The organism is Tianweitania sp. (genome assembly GCF_032053605.1).
Classification (GTDB): domain Bacteria; phylum Pseudomonadota; class Alphaproteobacteria; order Rhizobiales; family Rhizobiaceae; genus Tianweitania.
This window is the reverse complement of record NZ_DAMBUH010000018.1, coordinates 20,652-43,651: the sequence shown is the minus strand read 5'-3', so window position 1 is coordinate 43,651 and position 23,000 is coordinate 20,652. Positions and strand designations below refer to the sequence as shown.

Genomic DNA, 23,000 nt, shown 5'->3' with positions numbered 1-23,000 from the left:
CCGAAATCAATGGGTGCGCCGCCGAAGCGACGCACCTTCAAGCCGTTTTACTCGGCAGCGTCCGGAAGCCGAACAGGCTCTTCGCCCTTCGAGTTCTCGAGCTGGACGTTGAGGCCCAGCGACCGCATTTCCTTGACGAGAACGTTGAAGCTCTCCGGAATACCGGCTTCGAACGTATCGTCGCCGCGCACGATCGACTCGTAGACCTTGGTACGGCCCGCAACGTCGTCCGACTTCACCGTCAGCATTTCCTGCAGCGTGTAAGCTGCACCGTATGCTTCCAAAGCCCAGACCTCCATCTCGCCGAAGCGCTGGCCACCGAACTGCGCCTTGCCACCCAGCGGCTGCTGGGTCACCAGTGAGTAAGGCCCGATCGAACGCGCGTGGATCTTGTCGTCCACCAAGTGATTGAGCTTAAGCATATATATGTAGCCCATCGTCACTTTGCGATCGAACGGTTCACCCGTCCGGCCATCATAGAGCTGCGACTGACCCGACGAGTGCAGACCGGCCTGTTCCAGCATCGCATTGATGTTGGCTTCGTTGGCACCGTCGAACACCGGCGTGGCAATCGAAACGCCGCGCTTCATCTGATCGGCGAGAAGCAGAACGCTCTCGTCGTCATAGTCGCGAACCGGCTCGTTGCGGTCGTTGTCCGGCAGCAGTTCCTCGAGCGTGGCGCGCAGCGGCTGGATATCGCCACCCGTCTTGTACGCCTCGATCAACTCACCGATCTGACGGCCCATGCCAGCGCAGGCCCAGCCCAGATGCGTTTCCAGGATCTGGCCGACGTTCATGCGGGATGGCACGCCCAACGGGTTGAGCACGATGTCGGCATGCGTTCCGTTTTCCAGGAACGGCATGTCTTCCACCGGCACGATCCGCGAGACCACGCCCTTGTTGCCGTGACGGCCGGCCATCTTGTCGCCCGGCTGCATCTTGCGCTTCACGGCAACGAAGACCTTGACCATCTTCATGACGCCCGGAGGCATCTCGTCGCCGCGCTGGACCTTCTCGACCTTGTTCATGAAGCGCTGCTCAAGCGCCTTCTTGGAGTCGTCGTACTGACCCCGAAGTGCTTCGAGTTCGCTCTGAGCCCGCTCGTCGTCGACGGCAAACTGCCACCACTGCGAACGCGGATAGTCGGTCAGCATCTCGCGGGAAAGCGTGGTGCCCTTCTTGAAGCCCTTCGGACCAGCAACGGCTTCCTTGTCCGTCAGCATGTCCGCCAAACGGGCGTACACGTTGCGGTCGAGGATCGCCTGCTCGTCGTCACGGTCCTTGGCGAGACGCTCGATTTCCTCGCGCTCGATGGCCATGGCGCGCTCGTCCTTCTCAACGCCGTGGCGATTGAAGACGCGCACTTCAACGATCGTGCCGAAGGTCCCGGGCGGCATGCGCATGGAGGTGTCACGCACGTCGGAAGCCTTTTCGCCGAAGATGGCGCGCAGAAGCTTTTCTTCCGGCGTCATCGGGCTTTCGCCCTTCGGAGTGATCTTGCCAACGAGAATGTCACCCGGTGCCACTTCGGCGCCGATGTAAACGATACCCGCTTCGTCGAGGTTCTTCAGCGCTTCTTCCGACACGTTCGGAATGTCGCGCGTGATTTCCTCAGGTCCAAGCTTCGTATCGCGAGCCATGACCTCGAACTCCTCGATATGGATCGAGGTGAAGACGTCATCGGCAACGATGCGCTCGGACAGAAGGATCGAGTCCTCGTAGTTGTAGCCGTTCCAAGGCATGAACGCGACGAGCACGTTGCGGCCGAGCGCCAGATCGCCGAGGTCGGTCGACGGACCGTCCGCGATGATATCGCCCTTCTGGATGCGGTCGCCGACGCGAACCAGCGGACGCTGGTTGATGCAGCTCGACTGGTTGGAGCGCTGGAACTTCATCAGACGATAGATATCGACGCCCGACTTGCCGGCTTCGAGATCTTCCGTTGCGCGAATAACGATACGCGTCGCGTCCACCTGGTCGACGATGCCGGTGCGGCGTGCACCGATCGCAGCGCCCGAGTCACGGGCAACGATCGGCTCCATGCCGGTGCCGACGAACGGCGCTTCGGCGCGAACCAACGGCACAGCCTGACGCTGCATGTTGGAGCCCATCAGAGCGCGGTTGGCGTCGTCGTTTTCCAAGAACGGGATCAGCGCGGCAGCGACCGACACCATCTGCTTGGGCGACACGTCCATGAGATCGACGTTTTCGCGCGGCGTCATCAAGACTTCACCGGCGTTACGGCAGATCACGAACTCGTCCACGAACGAACCATTGTCGTCGAGCTCGGCATTTGCCTGCGCAACGTAGTGCTTCGCTTCCTCCATCGCCGAAAGATACACGACGTCGTCCGAAACCCGACCGTCCTTGATGCGACGATACGGGCTTTCGATGAAGCCGTACTTGTTGACGCGGGCGAAGGTGGCCAGCGAGTTGATCAGACCGATGTTCGGACCTTCCGGTGTTTCGATCGGGCAGATACGACCGTAATGCGTCGGATGCACGTCGCGGACTTCGAAGCCGGCGCGTTCGCGAGTCAAACCGCCAGGTCCGAGTGCGGAAAGACGACGCTTATGCGTGATCTCCGACAGCGGATTGGTCTGATCCATGAACTGCGACAGCTGCGAGGAACCGAAGAACTCTCGCACGGCGGCGGCGGCGGGCTTGGCGTTGATCAGGTCCTGCGGCATGACAGTGTCGATCTCGATCGACGACATGCGCTCCTTGATCGCACGCTCCATGCGCAGCAGACCAACGCGGTACTGGTTCTCCATGAGCTCGCCGACCGAACGCACACGGCGGTTGCCGAGATTGTCGATGTCGTCGATCTCGCCCTTGCCGTCGCGCAGTTCAACCAGCGTCTTGACGACAGCTAGAATGTCCTCGCGGCGCAGAACGCGCACGGTGTCTTCGGCATCAAGCTCAAGCCGCATGTTCATCTTGACGCGCCCAACGGCCGAAAGGTCGTAGCGCTCGGCATCGAAGAACAGCGAGTTGAACATCGCTTCTGCCGTTTCCAGCGTTGGCGGTTCACCCGGGCGCATGACGCGGTAGATGTCGAACAGCGCGTCTTGACGGCTCTCGTTCTTGTCAACGTTCAGCGTGTTGCGGATGTAGGCGCCCACATTGACGTGGTCGATGTCGAGAACCTCGACCTCGTTGCCGCCGTTTTCCAGCAGAACCTTGAGCGTCTTCTCGTCGATCTCGTCGCCGGCCTCGAGGAAGATCTCGCCCGTGGCGTAGTTGACGATGTCTTCGGCGAGGTAGTTGCCGATCAGATCGTCTTCCGTCGCCTTAAGCGCCTTCAGGCCCTTTTCGGACAGCTGACGGGCCTGACGCGCAGTGATCTTCTTGCCGGCTTCTACGACGATTTCACCCGTGTCGGCATCGACCATGTCGGTCACGGCCTTCATGCCGCGGAAACGCTCGGCCGAGAACGGAATGCGCCAATGATCCCCGGCACGCTTGAAGGTGATCTTGTTATAGAAGGTCGAGAGGATTTCCTCGCCGTCCATACCAAGAGCCATCAACAGCGAGGTCGCCGGGATCTTGCGGCGACGATCGATGCGGGCATGCACGACGTCCTTGGAGTCGAACTCGATGTCGAGCCAGGAGCCGCGATAAGGAATGACGCGCGCAGCAAACAGAAGCTTGCCCGATGAATGCGACTTGCCCTTGTCGTGGTCGAAGAAGACGCCCGGCGAACGGTGCATCTGCGAAACGATGACGCGCTCGGTGCCGTTGATGATGAAGGTGCCGTTAGACGTCATGAGCGGCATGTCGCCCATGTAAACGTCCTGCTCCTTGATGTCCTTGACGGACTTCGAGCCGGTATCCTCGTCAATATCAAACACGATCAGGCGCAGCGTGACCTTGAGCGGAGCGGCAAAGGTCAAATCGCGCTGACGGCATTCGTCGACGTCGAACTTCGGATCTTCGAATTCGTACTTCACGAATTCCAGCATGGAAGCGCCGGAGAAATCGGAAATCGGGAACACCGACTTGAAGACAGCCTGGAGCCCTTCGTTCTGACGTCCGCCTTCCGGCTCATCGACCATCAGGAACTGATCATAGGATGCCTTTTGAACCTCGATGAGGTTCGGCATCTCCGCAACTTCCGGAATATCTCCGAAGAATTTGCGCACGCGCCTGCGACCATTAAAAGTCTGCGTCTGGGCCATCGTCGCTCCTTGCTGCCTTACTGGCTTACCTCGCCCGGCATTGCTGCCGGGGTGCCGGATCGCTCCGGCCTATCTCTGAAACGGGCAGAAACCCATTTCCTAAAAGCCCCGCTGCGGCCCTCAGGAAAAAGGTTTCCCATCTTTCCTTCGTCGCAACCGGCGGATGGTTGAACCACCCGCCGGAAACAGGCGACGAAACGCTTACTTCAGTTCAACCTTGGCGCCTGCGCCTTCCAGCTGAGCCTTGAGCTTGTCAGCGTCAGCCTTGGAAACGGCTTCCTTGACAACCTTCGGCGCGCCTTCGACCAGGTCCTTGGCTTCCTTCAGGCCGAGACCGGTGATCGCACGCACTTCCTTAATGACGTTGATCTTCTGTGCGCCGGCATCCGTGAGGACGACGTCGAACTCGGTCTTCTCTTCAGCAGCTTCGGCCGGAGCAGCAGCGCCGCCAGCAGCAGCAACAGCGACCGGAGCAGCAGCGGAAACGCCCCACTTCTCTTCCAGCAGCTTCGACAGCTCAGCCGCCTCGAGGACGGTCAGGGCCGACAGGTCGTCAACGATCTTTGCGAGATCAGCCATGTTACTAGTTCCTTATGGTTGGTTCGAAACGTGTTCTGTTGATTGCGAGGAACGGCCTCAGGCCGCCTCGTCCTTCCGGGCATAGGCGCCAAACACGCGGGCGAGATTGCCCGCCGGTGCGTTGACGACTGCGGCGATACGGGTCGCGGGGGTCTGGATCATGCCAACGATCTTCGCACGAAGTTCATCGAGCGACGGCATGGTTGCCAGAGACTTGACACCCTCGGCGTTCAACGCCGTGGCACCCATTGCGCCGCCGAGAATGACGAGCTTGTCATTCGTCTTGGCGAAATCGGATGCAACCTTGGGAGCCGCAACCGGATCGTCCGAGTAAGCGATGAGCGTCTGTCCCTTGAACAGCGCGTTCATCTCCTCGGAGTCCGTACCCTGAAGAGCGATAACGGCGAGGCGGTTCTTCGCGACTTTGACGGTACCGCCTGCAGCGCGCATCTTCGTACGAAGATCATTCATTTGCGCCACAGTCAGACCGGCATAGTGGGCCACGACCACAGAACCCGTGCTTTTGAACACGTCGTTCAGGCCCGTGACGAATTCGCGTTTTTCCGCTCTATCCACTGCCTATCTCCAGTTGGCAGTCCACTTCTTGCGAAGCAGTCTGCCGGTTGCCTTTTGCCGGCGGGCGATCTGAAAGACCATCCGGTCGGCGTTCGAGGATCCTGTCCCCTTTCGCCATGCTGCTCGTTGCCGAACAGCACGCAGACAAAAGGCACTCACGGTTCGAACCGACAGCACGATGCCGAAGCATCGAGAAATCAGCCCTCACCCGTCTCATGCAGGCTTTGCGATTAAGGTCCAGCTCGTTCTGGAACCGCCTGCAGTCTCGGACAGGATTGCGGATCATTTCTGGTCCGCATATCCGGACGCCGAAGCGCCCGGAATTGGTAGGCCAGCCTTCCGGGCCAGCCGTTGCTTCCCTTAGGAAGCCGGGTTCAGGGTCGAAAAGTCGACCTTCAGGCCTGGGCCCATGGTCGAGGTCAGCGCGATCTTCTGAACGTAAACACCCTTGGCGCCGGCCGGCTTGGCGCGAACAACCGCGTCAGCGAAAGCGCGGATGTTTTCCACCAGAGCGGTCGACTCGAAGGACGCCTTGCCAACACCAGCATGAATGATGCCGGCCTTTTCAACGCGGAACTCGACAGCGCCGCCCTTGGACGCCTTGACGGCGCCAGCGACGTCGACGGTCACGGTGCCGACCTTCGGGTTCGGCATCATGCCGCGCGGGCCGAGAACCTTACCGAGGCGACCGACCAGCGGCATCATGTCCGGGGTAGCAATGCAGCGATCGAAGTCGATCTCGCCCTTCTGGACGGTTTCAACCAGATCTTCCGCACCAACGATGTCGGCACCGGCGGCGCGGGCTTCATCAGCCTTGTCACCACGTGCAAACACGGCAACGCGAACCGTACGACCCGTGCCGTTCGGCAGGTTCACCACGCCGCGGACCATCTGGTCAGCATGGCGAGGATCAACGCCGAGGTTCATGGCGACTTCGATGGTCTCATCGAACTTGGCGGTGGCGCGCTCCTTGAGCAGCTTCACAGCCTCGGCGAGATCGTAGTTCTTGTCGACATCAATGCCCTTACGAGCGAGCGTGATGCGCTTTCCAGCCTTCTTAGCCATGATCTCAGCCCACCACTTCCAGGCCCATGGAGCGGGCCGAGCCCTCAACCATGCGCATCGCTGCATCGACGTCGTTTGCGTTCAGATCCTTGAGCTTCGCTTCCGCGATCTCACGAACCTGAGCCTGCGTGATACGGCCAGCACCGGTCTTGCCCGGCAGCTTGGAGCCGGCTTCGATCTTGGCGGCCTTCTTCAGGAAGTAAGACACCGGCGGCGTCTTCATGACGAAGGTGAACGACTTGTCCTGATAATAGGTGATCACGACGGGGACGGGCGAACCCTTCTCCATCTCCTGGGTCTGCGCGTTGAACGCCTTGCAGAACTCCATGATGTTGATGCCGCGCTGACCAAGAGCCGGGCCGATCGGAGGCGACGGGGTTGCCGACGCTGCCTTGACCTGGAGCTTGAGCTGGCCTGCAATCTTCTTAGCCATATACTCTGCCTTCTTTATGCCGGACTGATGCCGGCGGTTGCAGTGCGGTGGTGTGGTTGATGCGACCGGCTAAAGCCGCTCGTTCCTCCCACCGGCCTTTGCAGGAGAACCCTCCTGCTTACACACGGACCTCTGGGTCCGCGCGAAACGATCAGACTTTCTCGACCTGACCGAATTCGAGATCCACCGGCACGGCGCGTCCGAAGATGGACACTTCGACCTTGAGGCGCGAACGCTCTTCGTCCACTTCCTGGACGAAGCCCTTGAAGGAGGCGAACGGACCGTCGGAAACGCTGACTTCTTCGCCGAACTCGAACGTTACCGAAGGCTTCGGACGCTCAACACCTTCCTGCACCTGGTGCATGATGCGATCGGCTTCTTTGTCCGTGATCGGCACAGGCTTAGAGTCGCCAAGAAAGCCCGTCACCTTGGGCGTGTTCTTGATCAGCGAGAACACAGCATCCGACAGGTTGGCGCGCACCAGGACATAGCCCGGGAAGAACTTGCGCTCTGCATCGACCTTGCGACCGCGACGGACCTCGGTGACCTTTTCGGTCGGCACGACAATCTGCTCGATATGCTCCGACAGGCCCTTCTGCTTGGCCTTCAGCTCAATGTCCTCAGCGACCTTCTTTTCGAAGTTCGAATAGGCATGGACGATATACCACCGTGCGGTCATCTGAGATGCTCTCCGTTTGTGGCCGTTAGCGTCCGAGGCCGAGGATCAGCTCGATGGTGTAACCCATCGCGAAGTCGGCTACGAAAAAGAACAGGCAGGCGATAAAGGCGAAAACCAAAACCATGAGCGTCGAGATCATCGTCTCGCGCCGGGAAGGCCAAGTGACCTTCGCTGTCTCCTGCCGCACCTGCTGCAGGAACGTGAATGGATTTGAAGTTCTGGACGCCATCTGCCGCTCAATTTTCGCGTTCCCGTGGGAACCAGTTTGCTGCATGCCTGTTGTCGCATGCTTGAAGAATTCCGACGCCGAACACGCCCCGTATTCGGCAATGCACGGCCCGAATCACATGCAGGCATTCGCCCATGCAGTTCGGGCGCGTTGAACTCGGTTTCTCGAGTCCCACGCGCCGCGCAACGGTTGATATAAAACCGATTCTAGATCGGCGCAAGGGCTGGTTTAAGGGAAACAAGGGGAAAAGCGTGGCAGGGGCAGCAGGGCTCGAACCTGCGACCTGCGGTTTTGGAGACCGCCGCTCTACCAACTGAGCTATACCCCTAAGGGCGTCGAAGCGCCGGCCCGCTTCCTACGGATGTCGCGCCCGTCTGTAAAGAGCGAAGTCGCTTTCCGCTCAGATCAAACGACGAAAAAGACCAGGATAGGTCACCACGAAGCCATCGGCATCGACCTCGATCTCGCTTTGAAAGTCGCTGTCGCGCGACTGGTAGAGGTAGAGGCTCCCCTTCTTGAGGCAGGTGTAACGCTGCGGGTCTGCGGAAACGGCCATGTCAGGCAGATCCACATAGGCCGTTTCTATATTGGCGCTCTTACCCTCCGCCAAGTTCAAGCGGCGTATGGCAAGCGTGTTGGTCAGGGCCGATGCGGAGAGATCAGGCGCCAGGGCATAATCGAGCTCCAGTACAGGCACGGAGTTGCTGAGCCACCTTCCCTTTGCATCCATGACCAGCAACAGTGACCGTTCCTCACCGATCACCGCGACGCTGAGAGATTGCGTATGCCACGCGCTGTCGAAGCGGAGCGCGTAACGGCAGGCAAAAGGCTTGGCGGCTGTCGGCGCGACGATGACGCCCTCCGCCAGGAAATCGAGCCCCTCGGAGCGGATCACGCAATGCTCCAGGCCGGCTCCATCCCAGCTTTGCCAGCGCAAGGTCTTGTTGCCTGCAAACAGCTGCATGCTTGCACCTCCCGGGAACAGAGATACCGCCAAACAAAAAAGGCGACCCGAAGGCCGCCTTTTTCAATCATTCGTTTCGACCGAGCTTACTCGGTGATAGCGACGACGACGCCAGCGCCGACGGTGCGGCCGCCTTCGCGGATTGCGAAGCGCAGCTTTTCTTCCATGGCGACCGGTACGATCAGCTCAACGTCGACCGTCACGTTGTCGCCCGGCATCACCATCTCGGTGCCTTCAGCCAGGGACACGATGCCCGTCACGTCCGTGGTGCGGAAGTAGAACTGCGGACGGTAGTTCGTGAAGAACGGCGTGTGACGGCCACCCTCTTCCTTGGTCAGGATGTAGGCTTCAGCCTTGAACTTCTTGTGCGGCTTCACCGAACCCGGCTTGGCCAGAACCTGGCCGCGCTCAACGCCTTCACGATCAACGCCGCGAACCAGCGCGCCGATGTTGTCGCCAGCCTGGCCCTGATCGAGCAGCTTGCGGAACATTTCAACGCCCGTCACCGTCGTGGACGAGGTGTTGCGGATGCCGACGATCTCAACCGTCTCGCCAACCTTGACGATGCCGCGCTCGACGCGACCGGTCACAACCGTACCGCGGCCCGAGATCGAGAACACGTCTTCGATAGGCATCAGGAACGGCTGGTCGATCGGACGCTCAGGCGTCGGAATGTAAGCGTCGACTTCCTTCATCAGCTCGCGGATGGCGTCTTCGCCGATCGTCTTGTCCGAGTCTTCCAGAGCAGCCAGAGCCGAACCCTTGACGATCGGAATGTCGTCGCCCGGGAATTCGTTCTTCGACAGAAGCTCGCGCACTTCCAGCTCAACCAGCTCGAGCAGCTCGGCGTCGTCAACCTGGTCGACCTTGTTCAGGAACACCACGATCGAAGGAACGCCAACCTGACGGGCCAGCAGGATGTGCTCGCGGGTCTGCGGCATCGGGCCGTCGGCAGCCGACACAACCAGGATCGCGCCGTCCATCTGCGCAGCACCGGTGATCATGTTCTTCACATAGTCAGCGTGGCCTGGGCAGTCGACGTGGGCGTAGTGGCGGTTCGGCGTCTCGTATTCGACGTGGGCCGTCGAGATCGTGATGCCGCGTGCCTTTTCTTCAGGAGCAGCGTCGATCTGGTCATACGCCTTGAACTCACCGAAGTATTTCGTGATCGCGGCCGTCAGCGACGTCTTGCCGTGGTCAACGTGACCAATCGTGCCAATGTTCACATGCGGCTTGTTACGCTCGAATTTACCTTTGGCCATCGTCTCTCTTTCCTTGGCGACAGGGCTTTCCTGATCTCAGGATTGCGCGGCGCTTAACGACATCGTCGAGAAAAAACAAGTCTCTTCGCGAGGAGGCAGCATTCGGCTGCCCGCCTCGGAGACACTGCCGCATGTAAGATGCGGTTGAACTTTATGCTAGTGGCGATCTGGAGCGGGTAGCGGGAATCGAACCCGCGTATTCAGCTTGGAAGGCTGCTGCTCTACCATTGAGCTATACCCGCATTTCCAAGTTCCGGCGACAGGTGGTGGAGGAGGTTGGATTCGAACCAACGTAAGCTGAGCTAACGGATTTACAGTCCGTCCCCTTTAACCACTCGGGCACTCCTCCATCCTGTGACGGAACCTTGCAACGAGGCAGTCCGCTCTTCGAGGCTTGCAGCCCCAAATCGCGAGCGCCTTATGCAAAGACCGCTCTTCCGTGTCAACCGCAATGCAGACGCTTTTTGCGCCGGCTTGGGGATTGCGGTGCGGAAGCTCGGTTTGCAGCCGTGCCACAGCTTCGTATATAGCACCGTCATGAGTGCCAAGCCCCCTTCCCATACGCCCAAGGATTCGCATTACGCCCGGTTGCGGCGCGAGCATCGCTCGCAGACGCAAGCCGCGCAGCCGGCAGAAGAGGACACGCATGTGCGGCTTTATGGCCTGCACACGGTTCGCGCCGCCCTCGACAATCCCCGGCGCATCAAGCACCGGCTGCTTGCCACGCGTAACGCGCTTCAGCGGCTGGAGCTGCGCGAAGACAGTACCGTTCCGGTCGAGATCGTCGAGCCTCGCGTCATCGATGCGCAGGTCGGCCCGGACGCCGTTCACCAGGGCGTGCTGCTGGAAACCGAACCGCTGGCCACCAAGCGGCTCGATGCGATGGGCGACGCCAAGCTCGTTCTGGTTCTCGACCAGGTAACCGATCCGCATAATGTCGGCGCCATCCTTCGCTCAGCCGTCGCGTTCGGCGCGGCCGCCCTGATCACCACCTCGCGCCACAGCCCGCAGGAAAGCGGCGTGCTGGCCAAGGCTGCGTCTGGCGCGCTGGAGCACATCGACCATATCGAGGTTCGCAATCTAGCGGATGCGCTAGGCACCCTCTCCTCTTCCGGCTTCCAGACAATCGGTCTTGATTCGGAAGGGCCTGCCGAGCTGGAAGCAAGCTTCAGCGGCGATCGCGTCGCGCTGGTGCTGGGTGCGGAAGGCAAAGGTCTGCGTCAGAAAACGCGCGAAACGGTCGACGCGCTCGCCCGCCTCGATCTGCCGGGCGCGATCCGTTCGCTGAACGTGTCGAATGCCGCAGCCATCGCGCTCTATGCGGCGCGTGCGCATCTTCTGAAAGGCTGAGGCGTCGACCTAGTTGTCGAACAAGCCGCCAATGCCGGTCTGCTGGTGCAGGAAGATCGCCAAACCGATGAAGCAGACCGAAAGGCCGACGCCGCGCCAGTCGATCCGGCGCGCGCGGACCATGCGCACGATCTGGAAGATGCCGATCCAAAGTGCGGCAACGAAAAGGGCGAAGAAAACAAGCCTGATCATAAGCGTGACCGATCTGGGCTGATTGGGATGGTGCCCCCGGCAGGGACAAAGATCAAACCACATCCGGTTTGATACACCGAAAATCACACAACGATTACAGTCCCTTAGGGAAGCACCTCGTCTGATGACTTCACCCGTCTGGTGTACCAAGACGCCTCACGGGTGTACCTAGATGGGTAGCGAATGGTGGCCGCTAGGTCAACGGGAAAGCTCCGCCTGCCGGTTAAGACAAGCGGAGCAATCCGGGTTAGCGGAGGCTGGACTTGAAGCCTAGCTCGTCCGCGTTCTTCGCTGCCTCCTCCTTCAGCTGGTCGTTCCGCTCTTTCGCCAGAACAGAGGGCAGCTTCGGCGGCGTGTTGAACTCGCGAAGATCGTTCTCATAGTTCTCACGAAGCCGCCGTGCGATACCGGCCGCGATGTTGACCCCCGTTTTCCGGCCTGCCCTCTTCTCCCACCGCTCGACCGTCTGGCGGTCACTCTCAAGGCTCGACCACAAGGCGTCTCTTGCAACCTTTCGCTCGTCGGCGTCGGCCGCCCTCGCGGCTTCAGAGAGTGCCTGCTTCTCCGCATCCCTTTCCTGCCGCTTCCGGGTGAGCGTGTCGAAGTCGATCTTGAGCCCCCAGTTCAAAGGGGCGTTACCCTTGGTCCTGCTCATCACGATCCACTGTCCGTTAGCGACCTGATCAAGGTAGAGGTCGGAAACGTCGGGGATGCCCTCGGTTTTGCCGTATTCCTTGAAGGCGTCCTCCAAAGCTCGCTCGAAAAGCTCCGGCGCGTCCTTCGACATACCCGGCTGTTCCATCATCAGGACGCCGCCGACTTCAAATGTGCGCTCTTGGGCCTTCTGGATCACCCGCGCCTTGGCCGTATTCAAGTCCATTTGGCGATTGAGATTGGCCGCAAGCTGATCCTGCACCCACGCCCGGTTGTCGCCGTTCGGTCCTTCGTCTACGTCCAACTCGGAGAACACATCGTCCACGGCGTCCCGCATGTCCTCATAGGCGAGCTTCGCCTGGGCCCGCTGGGTGACCGTCCGGTTCGCCATCTGGGCCGCGTGAATGAGCGCATCGTTCGGCCCCATGAGGTCGTTACGCCCCGCCGCATACTGCTCAAGGAACTCCCGTGACTTATCGCTTGCAACCAGACGCTCCGCATAGGCTGGGTTAAGGTCATCAAGCTGCCGATACTCTTCCGCGATCCCGGCAAGAAACTCAGCTTGTTCTCCACCCTGAAGCACTCTGTCGATGCTCGACATTGTGACAGCGCCGTTGAACTTGCCCTGAAGCTCCTCGTCAACCACGCCGTTCCCGTCAAACCACGCGATGCGCTTCTTCAGGATCTGCTCACGAGTTTGCTGCGGGTGAGCGCCTTTGGCGAGGAGGCCTTCTTCTTCCTCCTTCAGGCCGGAGAGGAACCGCTTAACGCCTTCCTTCTCCTGCTCCTTGGCGGTGACGGTCACCGGGTCACCGTTGGGGCCTACGATCTCGACATCCTGCAAGCGGTAGCTTCCTCCTAGTCGATTGAGGTTCGCGAAGGCGCTTGCGTTGACCTGGGTGCGCTGCCCCACGGATTGATACTGGAGACGGCGCTTGTTCTCCTCCTTGGCTTCAGCGGCCAACAAGGTCTGCTTTCGAACGCTGGATCGCTCCAAGTAGTCGGAAGCCATAGCGTCAGTCAGCCATTCGTTCCCCGGCTTGCCCTTTAGGCCCTCGATCTGCTCCTTGGTTACGCGCCCATTCGCGACATCGTCGTCGAGCTTGGTGCGGAGGTCGAAAGAGGTTGAGTTGGCGTCTCGCTGGCGGATGCCCTCGGCCTGCTCGATGAGCTTCAGGCCCTTGTCGGTCATGCCGGAGACTTCGATCAGAGGACCAACGCCGCCGCGCTTGTCATGGAGGAGAGCCTTGACCAGCTCCGGGCGACCCTTGAGCGAGTATTCTTCGGCGAGGCGCAGGAGCGTGTCGTTTTGTGAGCGCCCGTCCAGCCCCCGGAAGGTCCGGTTCTGGCCCGACTGCTTGATCACTTCGGCGGCGATGTCCTCGGGCGTCTTGTTCGCCGTCAGGCCGTCATCCACGATCATGCGGAACTCGTCCACGACAGCCGTGTCGCGCTCAACCTGGGCGGTTTCTATTTTGCGCTTGAGATCGGCTTCACCGAACTGCTGGAGGAAGTTGTCCGTCCCTCGGTAGAAGGCTGCCTGCATGGCTGGATCGCCCAGACCGCCAGCATACTCCTTGCGCTTCTCCTCGACCCATGAGTTGAAGTCGCCTTGGCTCTGATCGAAGCCGCCGTTGTTGTACTCGTCGGTGATGTGCTGGCGGAACTCATAGGCCGCCTTCGATCCGACAAGCGAGAGAACGCCGTCCTTCTGGATGCGACCTTTGGCTTCGGGGAACTTCTTCATCGCATCTTCCAGCGACATGCCGGCGATGCTGTCCGCGAAGGCTCGATTGGCCTCGCTGTTGGGGTCCTGACGTTCCCGCTCGGCCACCGTACCGTACGCCGAAAGGGCCCCGTTAAGGGACCCCAAGGCGTCGGCTAGGGCTGCTAGGTTCTTCCCACTCTCTTGCTGTTGAGGGCGGACATAGGTGCTTCCGGGAACGCCCGTGGGCTGGATCGCTACCTGACGAATTTGTGGGGTCGTGTTGTTTGTGCCGAAGAGGCCATTAGCCAATCGGGTTCTCCATGTTGGGTTTAGGGAAAGAAGAAAAGGCCCCGCAGCGAGTGCGGAGCCCGGAAGGGACTGGTTAGTCCCGTGGTGCCCTTGTCGGGCGGTCTTGCACGAGATGGGAGTACAGGGCCGCGACCGGCAGGAAGTTGCCTAACGGGACGAAAGCCCGCCATCCGGCTTTAAGCTCGCCCTGCGTCATCTCACGGCCGCTTATCGTCGCGTCTGCAAGCCCTCGCGAAAACTGGCGAGCGCTTCCGATTTGATCCACTGCGGGAGAGCCAAAGAAGGCGTCCGTGGGGGAACCACTCGCCCGCGCCGTGCCAAATTGAGCACCGGCCGGCGTGAACATGAGGGCGCTGTCCATAAGCATCGGGAGAATTGAAGCCGACGCGGAACGAGCCCAACCCTGCTTTGCGACGTTTGCAGGGTCCAGCTTTTCATCCATGAAAGCTTCCCATCCATCATCCGTCGCCCATGCTTCAGGAGCGGTGCGGACAAGGTATGTGGCAGCCCCGAAGGCAAGTTCCCCGGTTAGTAGAACGGCCATACGCGGGTCCATGTGGTTGACCGCGTAAAGCGAAGACTTCGCCCAAGCTCCGAAGACGAACGAACGGAACTGCACGAACATCGACGCAATCGGGTGAGACATCCAGCGGTGAAGGCCGCCCACATCGTTCCGCTGCACAAGTCGGTCCACGAAGCGGTTGAGCGTATATGAGAACTGGGTGACTGCCTCCGGGTCCCAATTCTGCGACCCCAGCGAAACGAGCTTTGATCCGTCCACCTCCGCATGAGCAAGCATGTTGCCAAAGACGCGCTGCGCTTGCTCCTCCCCAATGCCGGCTTGTGCCAACCGCGCCCGGTCCATCTTCGCCAGCTTGCCTAGGTCGAAGTCGCCCGCTTCAGTTTGGACGCGCCGCGCCATATCGAGGAGCTGTTGCGACACGGCCTTGGCGGCCCATCGCACCTGATAGTCTTGGACGGCCCGCATTAGAGAGACTTCGGCGGTTCCCCGTTGGCCCCAATCGAGCGCCACGTCCAAGCCGTTGGCGAGCTTTGAGGAGGTTGCCGCCCCGATCCTGTCGTCCGCATAGCGGAGGTCAAGGTTGCCGACTAGACCGTCCAAGCCTGCACCTGTCATGTGCTCCAGTTCGGCTAGGAGTGTGTCCCGCCTGGGCACCGAACGGCCCGCCTCGTCTACCATGCGACCGATTGCGGGTAGCTGTGAGGCCGCCGCACGGAAGCCGGTGGATGCGACCACCTTCCAACTCTCCTGCACTTGGTTTAGCCCCATGTTGGACATGAGGCGGACGAACTGCATGGACTTGAGCCGGCGCGTCCACTGGGCGTAAGCCTTCTCCTGCCCCATGACGGGGATGCCGTTGACCCGCTTCCAACCGAAGTCGATGTTCTCGATTGCCGTTTCCATCGCCGAGCGGTGCCGATCATAGCCGCCCGGAAGCGCCCGGTAGCCGTCGCGAACCCAGCTCTTCAGCCGCTCTAGATCGCCCTCGCTTCTAATCCCGTCGAAGATCAGTTCCCCGGACTTCGGGTCCCTGATCCGGGTGTCCGCAAAGGCTATGCGGCCGGTCATCGAACGGGCATAACGACGGTCCAAGAACTCGCTGTCGTTGATGAAGAGATCGTCCGGCCGCAACTCCAGCAAACCGCCGTCTCTCGTCCGCACTTGCGCGGCGAAGCGGTAGTCCATGACAGTTCGGCGCTTCAGCCGTGACACGCCGTTGGAACCGTCTGGCCTCTTCGCAGCGGAAGCATCCACCACGCTGGACAAGACATCGAACGCCTTGTCTAGCTCGTCATCCGCCAAGTCGGTGCCGTCTGTCATCGCCCGCTTGAATGCCTGCTTAAAGGCATCTCGATCTCCTAGGCCGATCGCGCCGGCAAAGCTGTCTTCGATGCCATAGCCTGCCCTGCGAATGTTTCCCCAGTAGCCCTTAGCCATTTTACGCACGAGCTTGTCGTCAATCTCACCGTGAGCGCGGCGGATCGCTTCCGCGAAAAAGGCTTCCATGTCCTGGTGGTGGATACGCCTGTCCAGTTCGGCGATGCGGTGATGATCCGCGATCTTCGGCGAGTACATGCGCCCTTTAATCAGTTCCCCGCCGAGGCCAACGCGCTCCAACTCACCCGCAAAGTCAGCATACAGTTTCTGACGAGCAGTTGCGGCCTTGATCACGGCGGGGTGCGCATCGGCTGGGGGAAATGGGTCCCTCGTGAACTCCTCCACAGCGACCCGGAACTCCTGGGCCTTTCGGGCTCGCGATACAGGGTTGAGGAGCGTTGCGCCACTTTCTGAGACGTACTCCCTCATGGCTGGCTGATAGACCGCCTGAAGATTGCCTAGCAACTTACGCTCCAGCGCCGACGCTCGGACGGAAGCGCTAGCCTCAACTACTGAGTGCCCCACCGTCCCGGCCGGCTCGTCATAGATCGCGAAGCCGGCAAGTCGGGCCCTAGGATTGGCGCTAGTCGTCAGTTGTCCGGCCGCGTCGAAACGGGCCCTACCTCCAAAGCCGCGATCCACATCCGCGTTGTCAATCCCCCACTCTTCCGGCACGAAGCTATCCCGACGCTCTCGGTTGAACATCGCACCGGCAGAACCACGTCTGTTTTCGACCACTGGGAGGCCGCTGGGCAAGACTTGAGGAGCTGACTGGGCCGATGTTGCCAAAGCCCCTACCTTGCCCGTCTGGACCGCCTCCCCGCCTATTTCCGTGAGCCTCTGGGCCTCGTGACGGGTGGCCGGGTTTCGAGCAAGTGGGCCTGCTATCCCGCCTAGAAGAGCGCCCACACCGAAAGCCATAGCTGCGTCGGTATTAGGGTCGTCCAGCCCGTACTTAGCGGCAAGCTCAAGGCCTGCGTTCGCGGACCCGCCAATCGCAGCCCCCGTCAGCATCTTACCGGCGAAGGTACGCGCAACGCTCATCGCCGCCGTACCGCCCTTGGAAAGGAAGGCAAAGGGCAGCATGATCGGGTCTGCCACGCCTGCCAGTAGGTCCGCCGTAAGGGACGACATCACCCCGGAAGCGGCCGCCCTTTCATCCCGTTCGGCCATCTCTTGCGCGTATTTCAAGCGGAGATGTCGGTTATCCGCCGACGATCCGGTCAAGACATAGTCGTGGTAGCGTTCCGGGAGGGTCTTGGTGATGTCCTCCCACTCCGGCGCTGTCCATCCCATGTCGTTCGGGTCTAGCGCCCCTTCGGAAGCCCATCGCGCAATCTTTGCCGTGTACCAGTTCTGAGCGGCGCTGTCGTAAAGCTGCTCGGAAAAGGACCCGTATGCCTTGGCGGATTGTGCCTCGTTCTGGGCCGTGACTTCTATGAGGGTCGGCGCGTGGGGCGCTAGATGGTCGTCATAGACGTGCAGTTCATTCGCGGGTCCGTCCGCTTCCGAGTAAGGCACGTGGGGTGCCGGCGTGAACTCACCACCTAGAAGCGCGAAAGCCTTGGCCTTGTGCCCTTCCATTTGGTTTTGCACCTTGTCCCGCACACTCCCGGCCGCGCCGCCCGCCGCTTCGTCCGATCGGTCATAGAGGCCGGGGCCGCCCGCGTTGATCGTTGAGTAAAGGTCCAGCAAGCCCATACCCGGCTTGAAGCCGTGGTCCACGAGGTAGTCAGCCGAAGCACGAACGGCTTTCTCTGCCGACATGCCCTCATAGTAGCCGTACTTCTCTCGCTGGGGCTTGCCCATCTGGATAAGGCCGATGTGCTGGCCCCATTTGGTCGTCGGGCCCTTCTTCCATAGGTCGAAAGTGCCACCCGTCTCGTATGACATGACCGTCGCAAGGTCATGAGGGTTAGCACCGATGCGCTGCGCTTCCGCCTTAATGGCTTCCGCGAGGGTATTGCTCAATCATGTCTCCTGGAAAAAGAGGCTAAAGCGCTCTTCGCTCGCCTTTGAGGCTTCTTGTCGTGCCCGACGCTCGGCTTCCTCGAAGCGCTTGTCGGTGTGTCGCCGCACCCATTGCCAGCTTAAACGCGGATGGCCTTGGACCGCCTCGTCCAGTTGCAGCCAAAGGTCGGCGTTCTTGACTTCCGCGCCCGAAGCATTGCGCATGTTTCTAGCTTTCCAACCGGCCAGCCACTCAACGACACCTTTCACGAGCATCTCGTTGTCGGTGTAAATGGTCGCCTGATGTTCTGGCCGGAGGGTACGGACCACGTGTATCGCGGCTTGCATCTGCATTCTAATGTTGGACGTTTCCGGCTCTCGCCCGACGAGGATGGTCTCAACCCTCTCTCCGCCGTCCGCTTCAGTTCGGATGATCGCGCACCAGCCTCCCGGTCCCGGCTGCGGACGACAAAGGCCGGTGATATGCACAACCACACGGTCTGCATTCAGTTCGTCTAGGTGTGCCATTACAGCCTCCTAAGTTGTTGAATTGATTGGCTACCGATTGGATAGCCTGTACGATATGACCACCTGGAGGGTGAACAGCACCACTTAGAAGTCAGACAGGGTGTCATCGTCGTCTTCCGCTCCCCAGTCGTCAAAATCCACAAGGCCACGGGCTATCTCGGCGAAGGCTTGTGCTCCGATGATCTCAGCCAACGCCTGCACGATCACGTCGCGGCGGTGGTGGAGCTTCCGGCCAAAGGCTTTAGTCAGCCGCTTGCGATACTCTTCAAGCTCCCCCGCGCCGTCGTCTAACTCCCACTCGGAAACATGTTCGTCCCCTTTTGCCAGCCGAACGGCTTCCGCGAGAGTTCCCCAATCGGTGCCCGGATGTCCGGCCTCTAGGCTGGTCTTCAGCTTCCGCAGACTGGCGACGAACGAAGTACCCATCCCACTCCACTCAGCCTGTTCCCGCTTGGAGCCCTTCCCGATCACGACAAACTTCCATGCGAGTGCTTGTCGCTGTGTATGACTGAGAGGGAGGAAGTGGCGGGAATTGGCCCTGCCAGACTCCACCAACGCGTCCGCGAGGCTCCCACCGATACGCACCACCGGGACCTTAAACCCGCGCCTGTGGGCCCTATAGGCGGCAAGGCGGTGGTGTCCGTCCACACAGTAGTCAGCGCCAGCAATCTCATAGACCGTAATCGGGTCTAACAGTGCCTCTTCGTCGGGCTTAGCCTGAAGCGCACGTCCAAGAACCTTCGCATGGAAGGTAAAGCCGCCGTTGTCCCCTTCCCGCCCCGAAGAGCGAGCCGCAAAGACCACTGGAACGCACCTGATGGAACCTAGAGGTACTCTGTCGGGCCCAAGCGGTTTGCGTTGCCGTCCTTCAGCCGCCAGTTTCTCTAGACGTGTGAACTCACCGGCAAAGCTGCGTCCACTCACTGGTCGGGAAACTCGTGTCGATTGAACGCTGCGATCCTGTGAGCTTCAGACGCATCCGTCCGTCGCGCAAAGCCTGATGCTTCATATAGGTTGGTGCGTCTTAGGTCTGTTCGGTCGCCATTTCGGTACTTAGCAACCTCATTTCGCGCTAGCCGCAAGATGGCGCGACCCACGCTCACCTGTCGCCCCGATGCTTGGTAAAGACCTGTCCGAACGAACTCGATCCCGGACTTTCCATCACGGTTGAGATACCAAGACCCGGTTAGGCCATCGCGCCTCAGTCGGTCATAGTCCGCGGCCTCGGCTATGGCATAGCGGCCTGGGCGATTACCTAGTGGAACGCGCACAAGAGGCGTTCCCGTTGTGTCGTGAAAGCGCTCAACCCCGCATGGGTCCGTCGCCTCGTTGTTCATGATCGTGTTGATCTCCTACTACGGAAAAGAAAAGGACCCCTCGACGGTCTGCCGAAAGGGTCCTGATGGTTGGTGATGGGTGTGGGTCGCTGCTACGGAGCCGTTAAACAGGTTGATACTGACGGACGTAGCTCCTGAGACGAGTTGTAATTGGCTTTCATGCGCTGCGGTCACCCTTCGCCAGCCTTTTCATAGCCTCAACGGCTACCGGCTCCGGCACTAGGGAGAACAGGCTTTGCAAAGAGCCGGCGGCCATCCGCGCGTAAGCATCGACGCCGTTCCCTGTCAGCAAAGCGCCGTCCGCAATCTCTCCTACCGCCGCGCTTGCGAAACTGATGGTGTTGGAAAGCGCCCCTACCGCCAGCCGCTCAAGACCGCTCTGGGCGTCGATGGGGCGGCCTGGGGTCATGTCCGTGGCGTGGCGTAGCTTTGCGAAGGCTTCAAGGGCGACGACGGCCCTTATCACGTTCTCGTCGGTGCGATTTGCCTGCTCTGAAACGTCCCGAAGCTCGGTTGCTAACCACCGGATGCCGCCGACAAGTAGCCCGATCTCTCTGGCGTCAATTGGAGTGAGCGCCGGTACATCGGCCCCCAGCGTCTTACGGTGCGTTGATCTAGTAGTCTTCTTCCGCGAGGTGCTTGTGGGTGCCTTCCTGGGCCGCCGTATGCTCAAGACACAGAGCCTCGGATCGGCCGGCCCCATACGTGCTGTACAGCGGCTTCACGCGTGTTTCGGTCAAGCGTCCGAAACGCCTCCGCGATCTTAGCCTCCGCGAGGAGAATGTCTTGCAATAGGGGAAGTGCGGAGAGAGGTTGTCCCTCCTCCAGCGCGTCGGCTACCTCGTTCAACCTCCAGGCCGCGAAGCGTAGGCTCCTGGCTGCGGTGTCGTCATCGGTAGGCGTGGACGGGATGAAATTGTTAGCGACGAACACTGAAAGGCTCCTGAGTGAAGGGCTGTCTACCCGTTCCCATCAATGCGCCGACCTCTTCCACCATCAAACCACTATTTTGATGATTGACGCGAATCTAAACAAGCGTCCGCATGAAACGTCCCTTCAACGGGATAATAAAACATAGAACTAACAAGCGGATCAGATCGAGTTTCAAAAGCATTGTCCCACGCATGGGCTATATGGTCATTTTGTCACACCTTGTTAGGAGGCGCGGAGGATGCGAAACACACTTGATCGGCTCATTCCAAGCTCTGTCGCGATAGTGTCAGCACTCTTCCCGTCCGCCTTCAACTTGTGAACGTCTGCCGACTTGCGCCGCGCCGTTGGTGCCCTGCCCTGGTACTTGCCTTCGGCCTTCGCCTTCGCAATGCCCTCTAGCTGTCGCTCTAGCATCATCTCCCGTTCAAACTCGGCAATGGACCCCATGAGGTTCACCATGAGCTTGCCCGTGGGCGTCCCCGTGTCGAGCCCTATAGCGAGGATGCGTAGAGCCACGCCCTTGCTGCGTAGCGCGTCCATGATTTCCACGAGGTTCCCCATAGAACGCGCCAAGCGGTCCAGCTTAGTTACCACCAGCGTGTCGCCTTCCCGGAGGTAGTCTAGGGCCCGGGATAACTCCTGCCGCTTGGTGGCGACCGACGACACTTGCTCTTGGAAAACCTTTTCGCAGCCGGCCGCTGCTAGGTCGCGTATCTGGGCGTCAAGGCCGGCGGTCTGCTCAACGGTGGATGTTCGGGCGTATCCGATGATGGAAGCGGGCATGTTGGGTGTCCTGTTTGTGCCACTAGGTTCTTAGATAAGATGACACCGTTGTGCCAAATGTCAATACCCACTCTTGTGGCACTATCTTCCGGCACTCTTTAGGGGAGTCATTAGGCCCTGCCCTTGTGGCACTTTCTTTGATGTTGCACCTTGAAGATGCCCTTGCGGCAACTTAGCTTAGGACTAGTCCTCATCCGAGGGGACGGGAAGGAGCTTCTTTTGCAAGCTTTTTTGGTGTCCCTAACTCTCAAGGCTCGGCGGTTGGCCCTGCCCTGAGGCGTCTCTAAACGGGGACTTGGGTTAAGATCGAAACGTATCCACCAGTGGGCCAACACTGGGGGTCTGCTAATTTTGGCAAACGAGACTCCCCTTCAACGGGGTTGAAGCGTTGGGCTCGCCGTCCCGCAGATATGATCGATGATGTGACGTAGAGATGCCTCGCACGAGGCGGATGGAGTCAACCCTCGGGGCGGATGCCCGGAGGCGTGACCAACCGGAAGCTGAATGCGCCAGCGAGAACGCCGCATCGAACCCTCCATAGGAAAGGCACCCCCACGGGGGTTACTAGGGGGCTGCAACTTTCGAGTTCGAGCCCTCAGATTTTTCTGCCGAATTTAGACGGCGGTTCATCCGCTTAGCGCGGTGGTCGCTATACCTGTGAAGAACCCACCGAACGTTTTAACGATGTCCTGAGCTGCTTTCAGCTTGGATTGGTTTTATGGCGTATCCTTCCCCGTCAGAAGGACCACAATAGAACCCAGAAACGCGATAGCCATGACGACTAAGACCATCAGGAGCAGCCAAGGCATTACCCAGCTTAATTGTCCACGTACAGCCGCATCCTGGCTCGCTGCGTAAGCTGGACTGGCTATCAACGAACCAGTCAACCGAAGCAGGTCGACGACTCTTGTCCAGTACACGTAAGTGAGGGTGATAAGGGCAAGGACGCCGCTGATCAGCGTGGCATAAAGTAGAATGCCGCCGCGTTTTTCCTGCTCTTGAGCCGTGTACATCCCCGCTTCGTTGAGGAGCAGCAGGTGGAGGAAATCAGCGTCCTCGCGGTTGATCTGGTATCTTTCTACCAGCGCCTCCAGCCGTGCTGATTTTGCCACCTGAAGGTCAGCCTGTCGCCGGCCTGATCGGTAGCCGCCCCACGCCACGCCTCCGATGAGGACAAGCAAGGCGAGGTTGGCCAGCAGTTGGAAGTACGCGGGTATTTGCACGTCAATCTCCTCGCCCATACGTTGAAATCTTGTCTACACTTCCGCGTGTGGACTGTCAGGCGTCAGCTACTAACCATCAAGGGCTTTCTTAAGCGCCGCGCTCGTCACCACCAAACGCCCCTCCTCACTCCCATAGTCGTCGCCTACCTTGCCTGAAGAGTGGCC

General features: G+C 60.1%; 18 protein-coding genes and 3 tRNA genes. 1 reads left to right on the top strand and 20 read right to left on the bottom strand.

Annotated elements, in window-relative coordinates; translation table 11 throughout:
- Window positions 1-47: 47 nt before the first annotated feature.
- From rpoB to RTX98_RS06680, 12 genes are all read right to left on the bottom strand, one after another.
- Complete coding sequence (rpoB, locus tag RTX98_RS06735) at window positions 48-4,181, bottom strand: DNA-directed RNA polymerase subunit beta (protein WP_312795477.1); 4,134 nt, start codon at window positions 4,179-4,181, stop codon at window positions 48-50.
- A 201-nt stretch (window positions 4,182-4,382) separates the two neighbouring features.
- A complete protein-coding gene (gene rplL, locus RTX98_RS06730) occupies window positions 4,383-4,760 on the bottom strand; it encodes a 50S ribosomal protein L7/L12 (RefSeq protein WP_189501711.1) in 378 nt (125 codons plus the stop codon).
- A gap of 57 nt (window positions 4,761-4,817) precedes the next feature.
- On the bottom strand, window positions 4,818-5,336 hold the full coding sequence (rplJ, locus tag RTX98_RS06725) for a 50S ribosomal protein L10 (RefSeq protein ID WP_189501709.1): 519 nt from the start codon (window positions 5,334-5,336) through the stop codon (window positions 4,818-4,820).
- A gap of 360 nt (window positions 5,337-5,696) precedes the next feature.
- Window positions 5,697-6,401 carry a 50S ribosomal protein L1 gene (gene rplA / locus RTX98_RS06720; RefSeq protein WP_189501707.1) on the bottom strand — a complete coding sequence of 235 codons (705 nt, stop codon included), beginning with the start codon at window positions 6,399-6,401 and terminating at the stop codon, window positions 5,697-5,699.
- 4 nt (window positions 6,402-6,405) lie between these two features.
- Entirely contained in the window at window positions 6,406-6,834 is a 429-nt protein-coding gene (gene rplK / locus RTX98_RS06715; protein WP_312795471.1) for a 50S ribosomal protein L11, read from the bottom strand.
- Window positions 6,835-6,985: 151 nt separating this feature from the next.
- Window positions 6,986-7,513, bottom strand: a complete 528-nt coding sequence (gene nusG / locus RTX98_RS06710; protein ID WP_312795470.1) for a transcription termination/antitermination protein NusG — start codon at window positions 7,511-7,513, stop codon at window positions 6,986-6,988.
- 25 nt (window positions 7,514-7,538) lie between these two features.
- Window positions 7,539-7,742, bottom strand: coding sequence for a preprotein translocase subunit SecE (gene secE, locus RTX98_RS06705; protein ID WP_312795498.1), 204 nt, complete (start codon window positions 7,740-7,742; stop codon window positions 7,539-7,541).
- A 252-nt stretch (window positions 7,743-7,994) separates the two neighbouring features.
- Window positions 7,995-8,070: transfer RNA gene (locus RTX98_RS06700), tRNA-Trp, on the bottom strand.
- A gap of 72 nt (window positions 8,071-8,142) precedes the next feature.
- Complete coding sequence (locus RTX98_RS06695; RefSeq protein ID WP_312795468.1) at window positions 8,143-8,706, bottom strand: putative glycolipid-binding domain-containing protein; 564 nt, start codon at window positions 8,704-8,706, stop codon at window positions 8,143-8,145.
- An 86-nt stretch (window positions 8,707-8,792) separates the two neighbouring features.
- The gene (gene tuf / locus RTX98_RS06690) at window positions 8,793-9,968 is read right to left on the bottom strand and encodes an elongation factor Tu (RefSeq protein WP_312795466.1); all 1,176 of its coding nucleotides are present in this window, start codon (window positions 9,966-9,968) and stop codon (window positions 8,793-8,795) included.
- A 168-nt stretch (window positions 9,969-10,136) separates the two neighbouring features.
- Window positions 10,137-10,210 (bottom strand) — tRNA-Gly (locus RTX98_RS06685).
- Between the two features lie 22 nt (window positions 10,211-10,232).
- Window positions 10,233-10,317: transfer RNA gene (locus RTX98_RS06680), tRNA-Tyr, on the bottom strand.
- 188 nt (window positions 10,318-10,505) lie between these two features.
- Here RTX98_RS06680 and rlmB point away from each other — a divergent pair.
- Window positions 10,506-11,318, top strand: a complete 813-nt coding sequence (rlmB, locus tag RTX98_RS06675; RefSeq protein ID WP_312795465.1) for a 23S rRNA (guanosine(2251)-2'-O)-methyltransferase RlmB — start codon at window positions 10,506-10,508, stop codon at window positions 11,316-11,318.
- A 9-nt stretch (window positions 11,319-11,327) separates the two neighbouring features.
- Here the strand turns inward: rlmB and RTX98_RS06670 are convergent, their stop codons facing one another.
- The 8 genes from RTX98_RS06670 to RTX98_RS06635 form a co-directional block, all read right to left on the bottom strand.
- On the bottom strand, window positions 11,328-11,510 hold the full coding sequence (locus RTX98_RS06670) for a hypothetical protein (protein WP_312795464.1): 183 nt from the start codon (window positions 11,508-11,510) through the stop codon (window positions 11,328-11,330).
- Window positions 11,511-11,757: 247 nt separating this feature from the next.
- On the bottom strand, window positions 11,758-14,181 hold the full coding sequence (locus RTX98_RS06665; protein ID WP_312795463.1) for a hypothetical protein: 2,424 nt from the start codon (window positions 14,179-14,181) through the stop codon (window positions 11,758-11,760).
- A 73-nt stretch (window positions 14,182-14,254) separates the two neighbouring features.
- Window positions 14,255-18,052, bottom strand: a complete 3,798-nt coding sequence (locus RTX98_RS06660) for a hypothetical protein (RefSeq protein WP_312795461.1) — start codon at window positions 18,050-18,052, stop codon at window positions 14,255-14,257.
- Window positions 18,053-18,559, bottom strand: a complete 507-nt coding sequence (locus tag RTX98_RS06655; RefSeq protein ID WP_312795459.1) for a ribonuclease H — start codon at window positions 18,557-18,559, stop codon at window positions 18,053-18,055.
- 84 nt (window positions 18,560-18,643) lie between these two features.
- Window positions 18,644-19,363: a hypothetical protein gene (locus tag RTX98_RS06650; RefSeq protein ID WP_312795458.1), complete on the bottom strand. Its 720-nt coding sequence runs from the start codon at window positions 19,361-19,363 to the stop codon at window positions 18,644-18,646.
- Window positions 19,364-20,053: 690 nt separating this feature from the next.
- A complete protein-coding gene (locus RTX98_RS06645; protein WP_312795457.1) occupies window positions 20,054-20,569 on the bottom strand; it encodes a hypothetical protein in 516 nt (171 codons plus the stop codon).
- A gap of 482 nt (window positions 20,570-21,051) precedes the next feature.
- Entirely contained in the window at window positions 21,052-21,612 is a 561-nt protein-coding gene (locus RTX98_RS06640; RefSeq protein WP_312795455.1) for a recombinase family protein, read from the bottom strand.
- A gap of 716 nt (window positions 21,613-22,328) precedes the next feature.
- Window positions 22,329-22,853: a hypothetical protein gene (locus RTX98_RS06635; protein ID WP_312795454.1), complete on the bottom strand. Its 525-nt coding sequence runs from the start codon at window positions 22,851-22,853 to the stop codon at window positions 22,329-22,331.
- Window positions 22,854-23,000 lie beyond the last annotated feature (147 nt).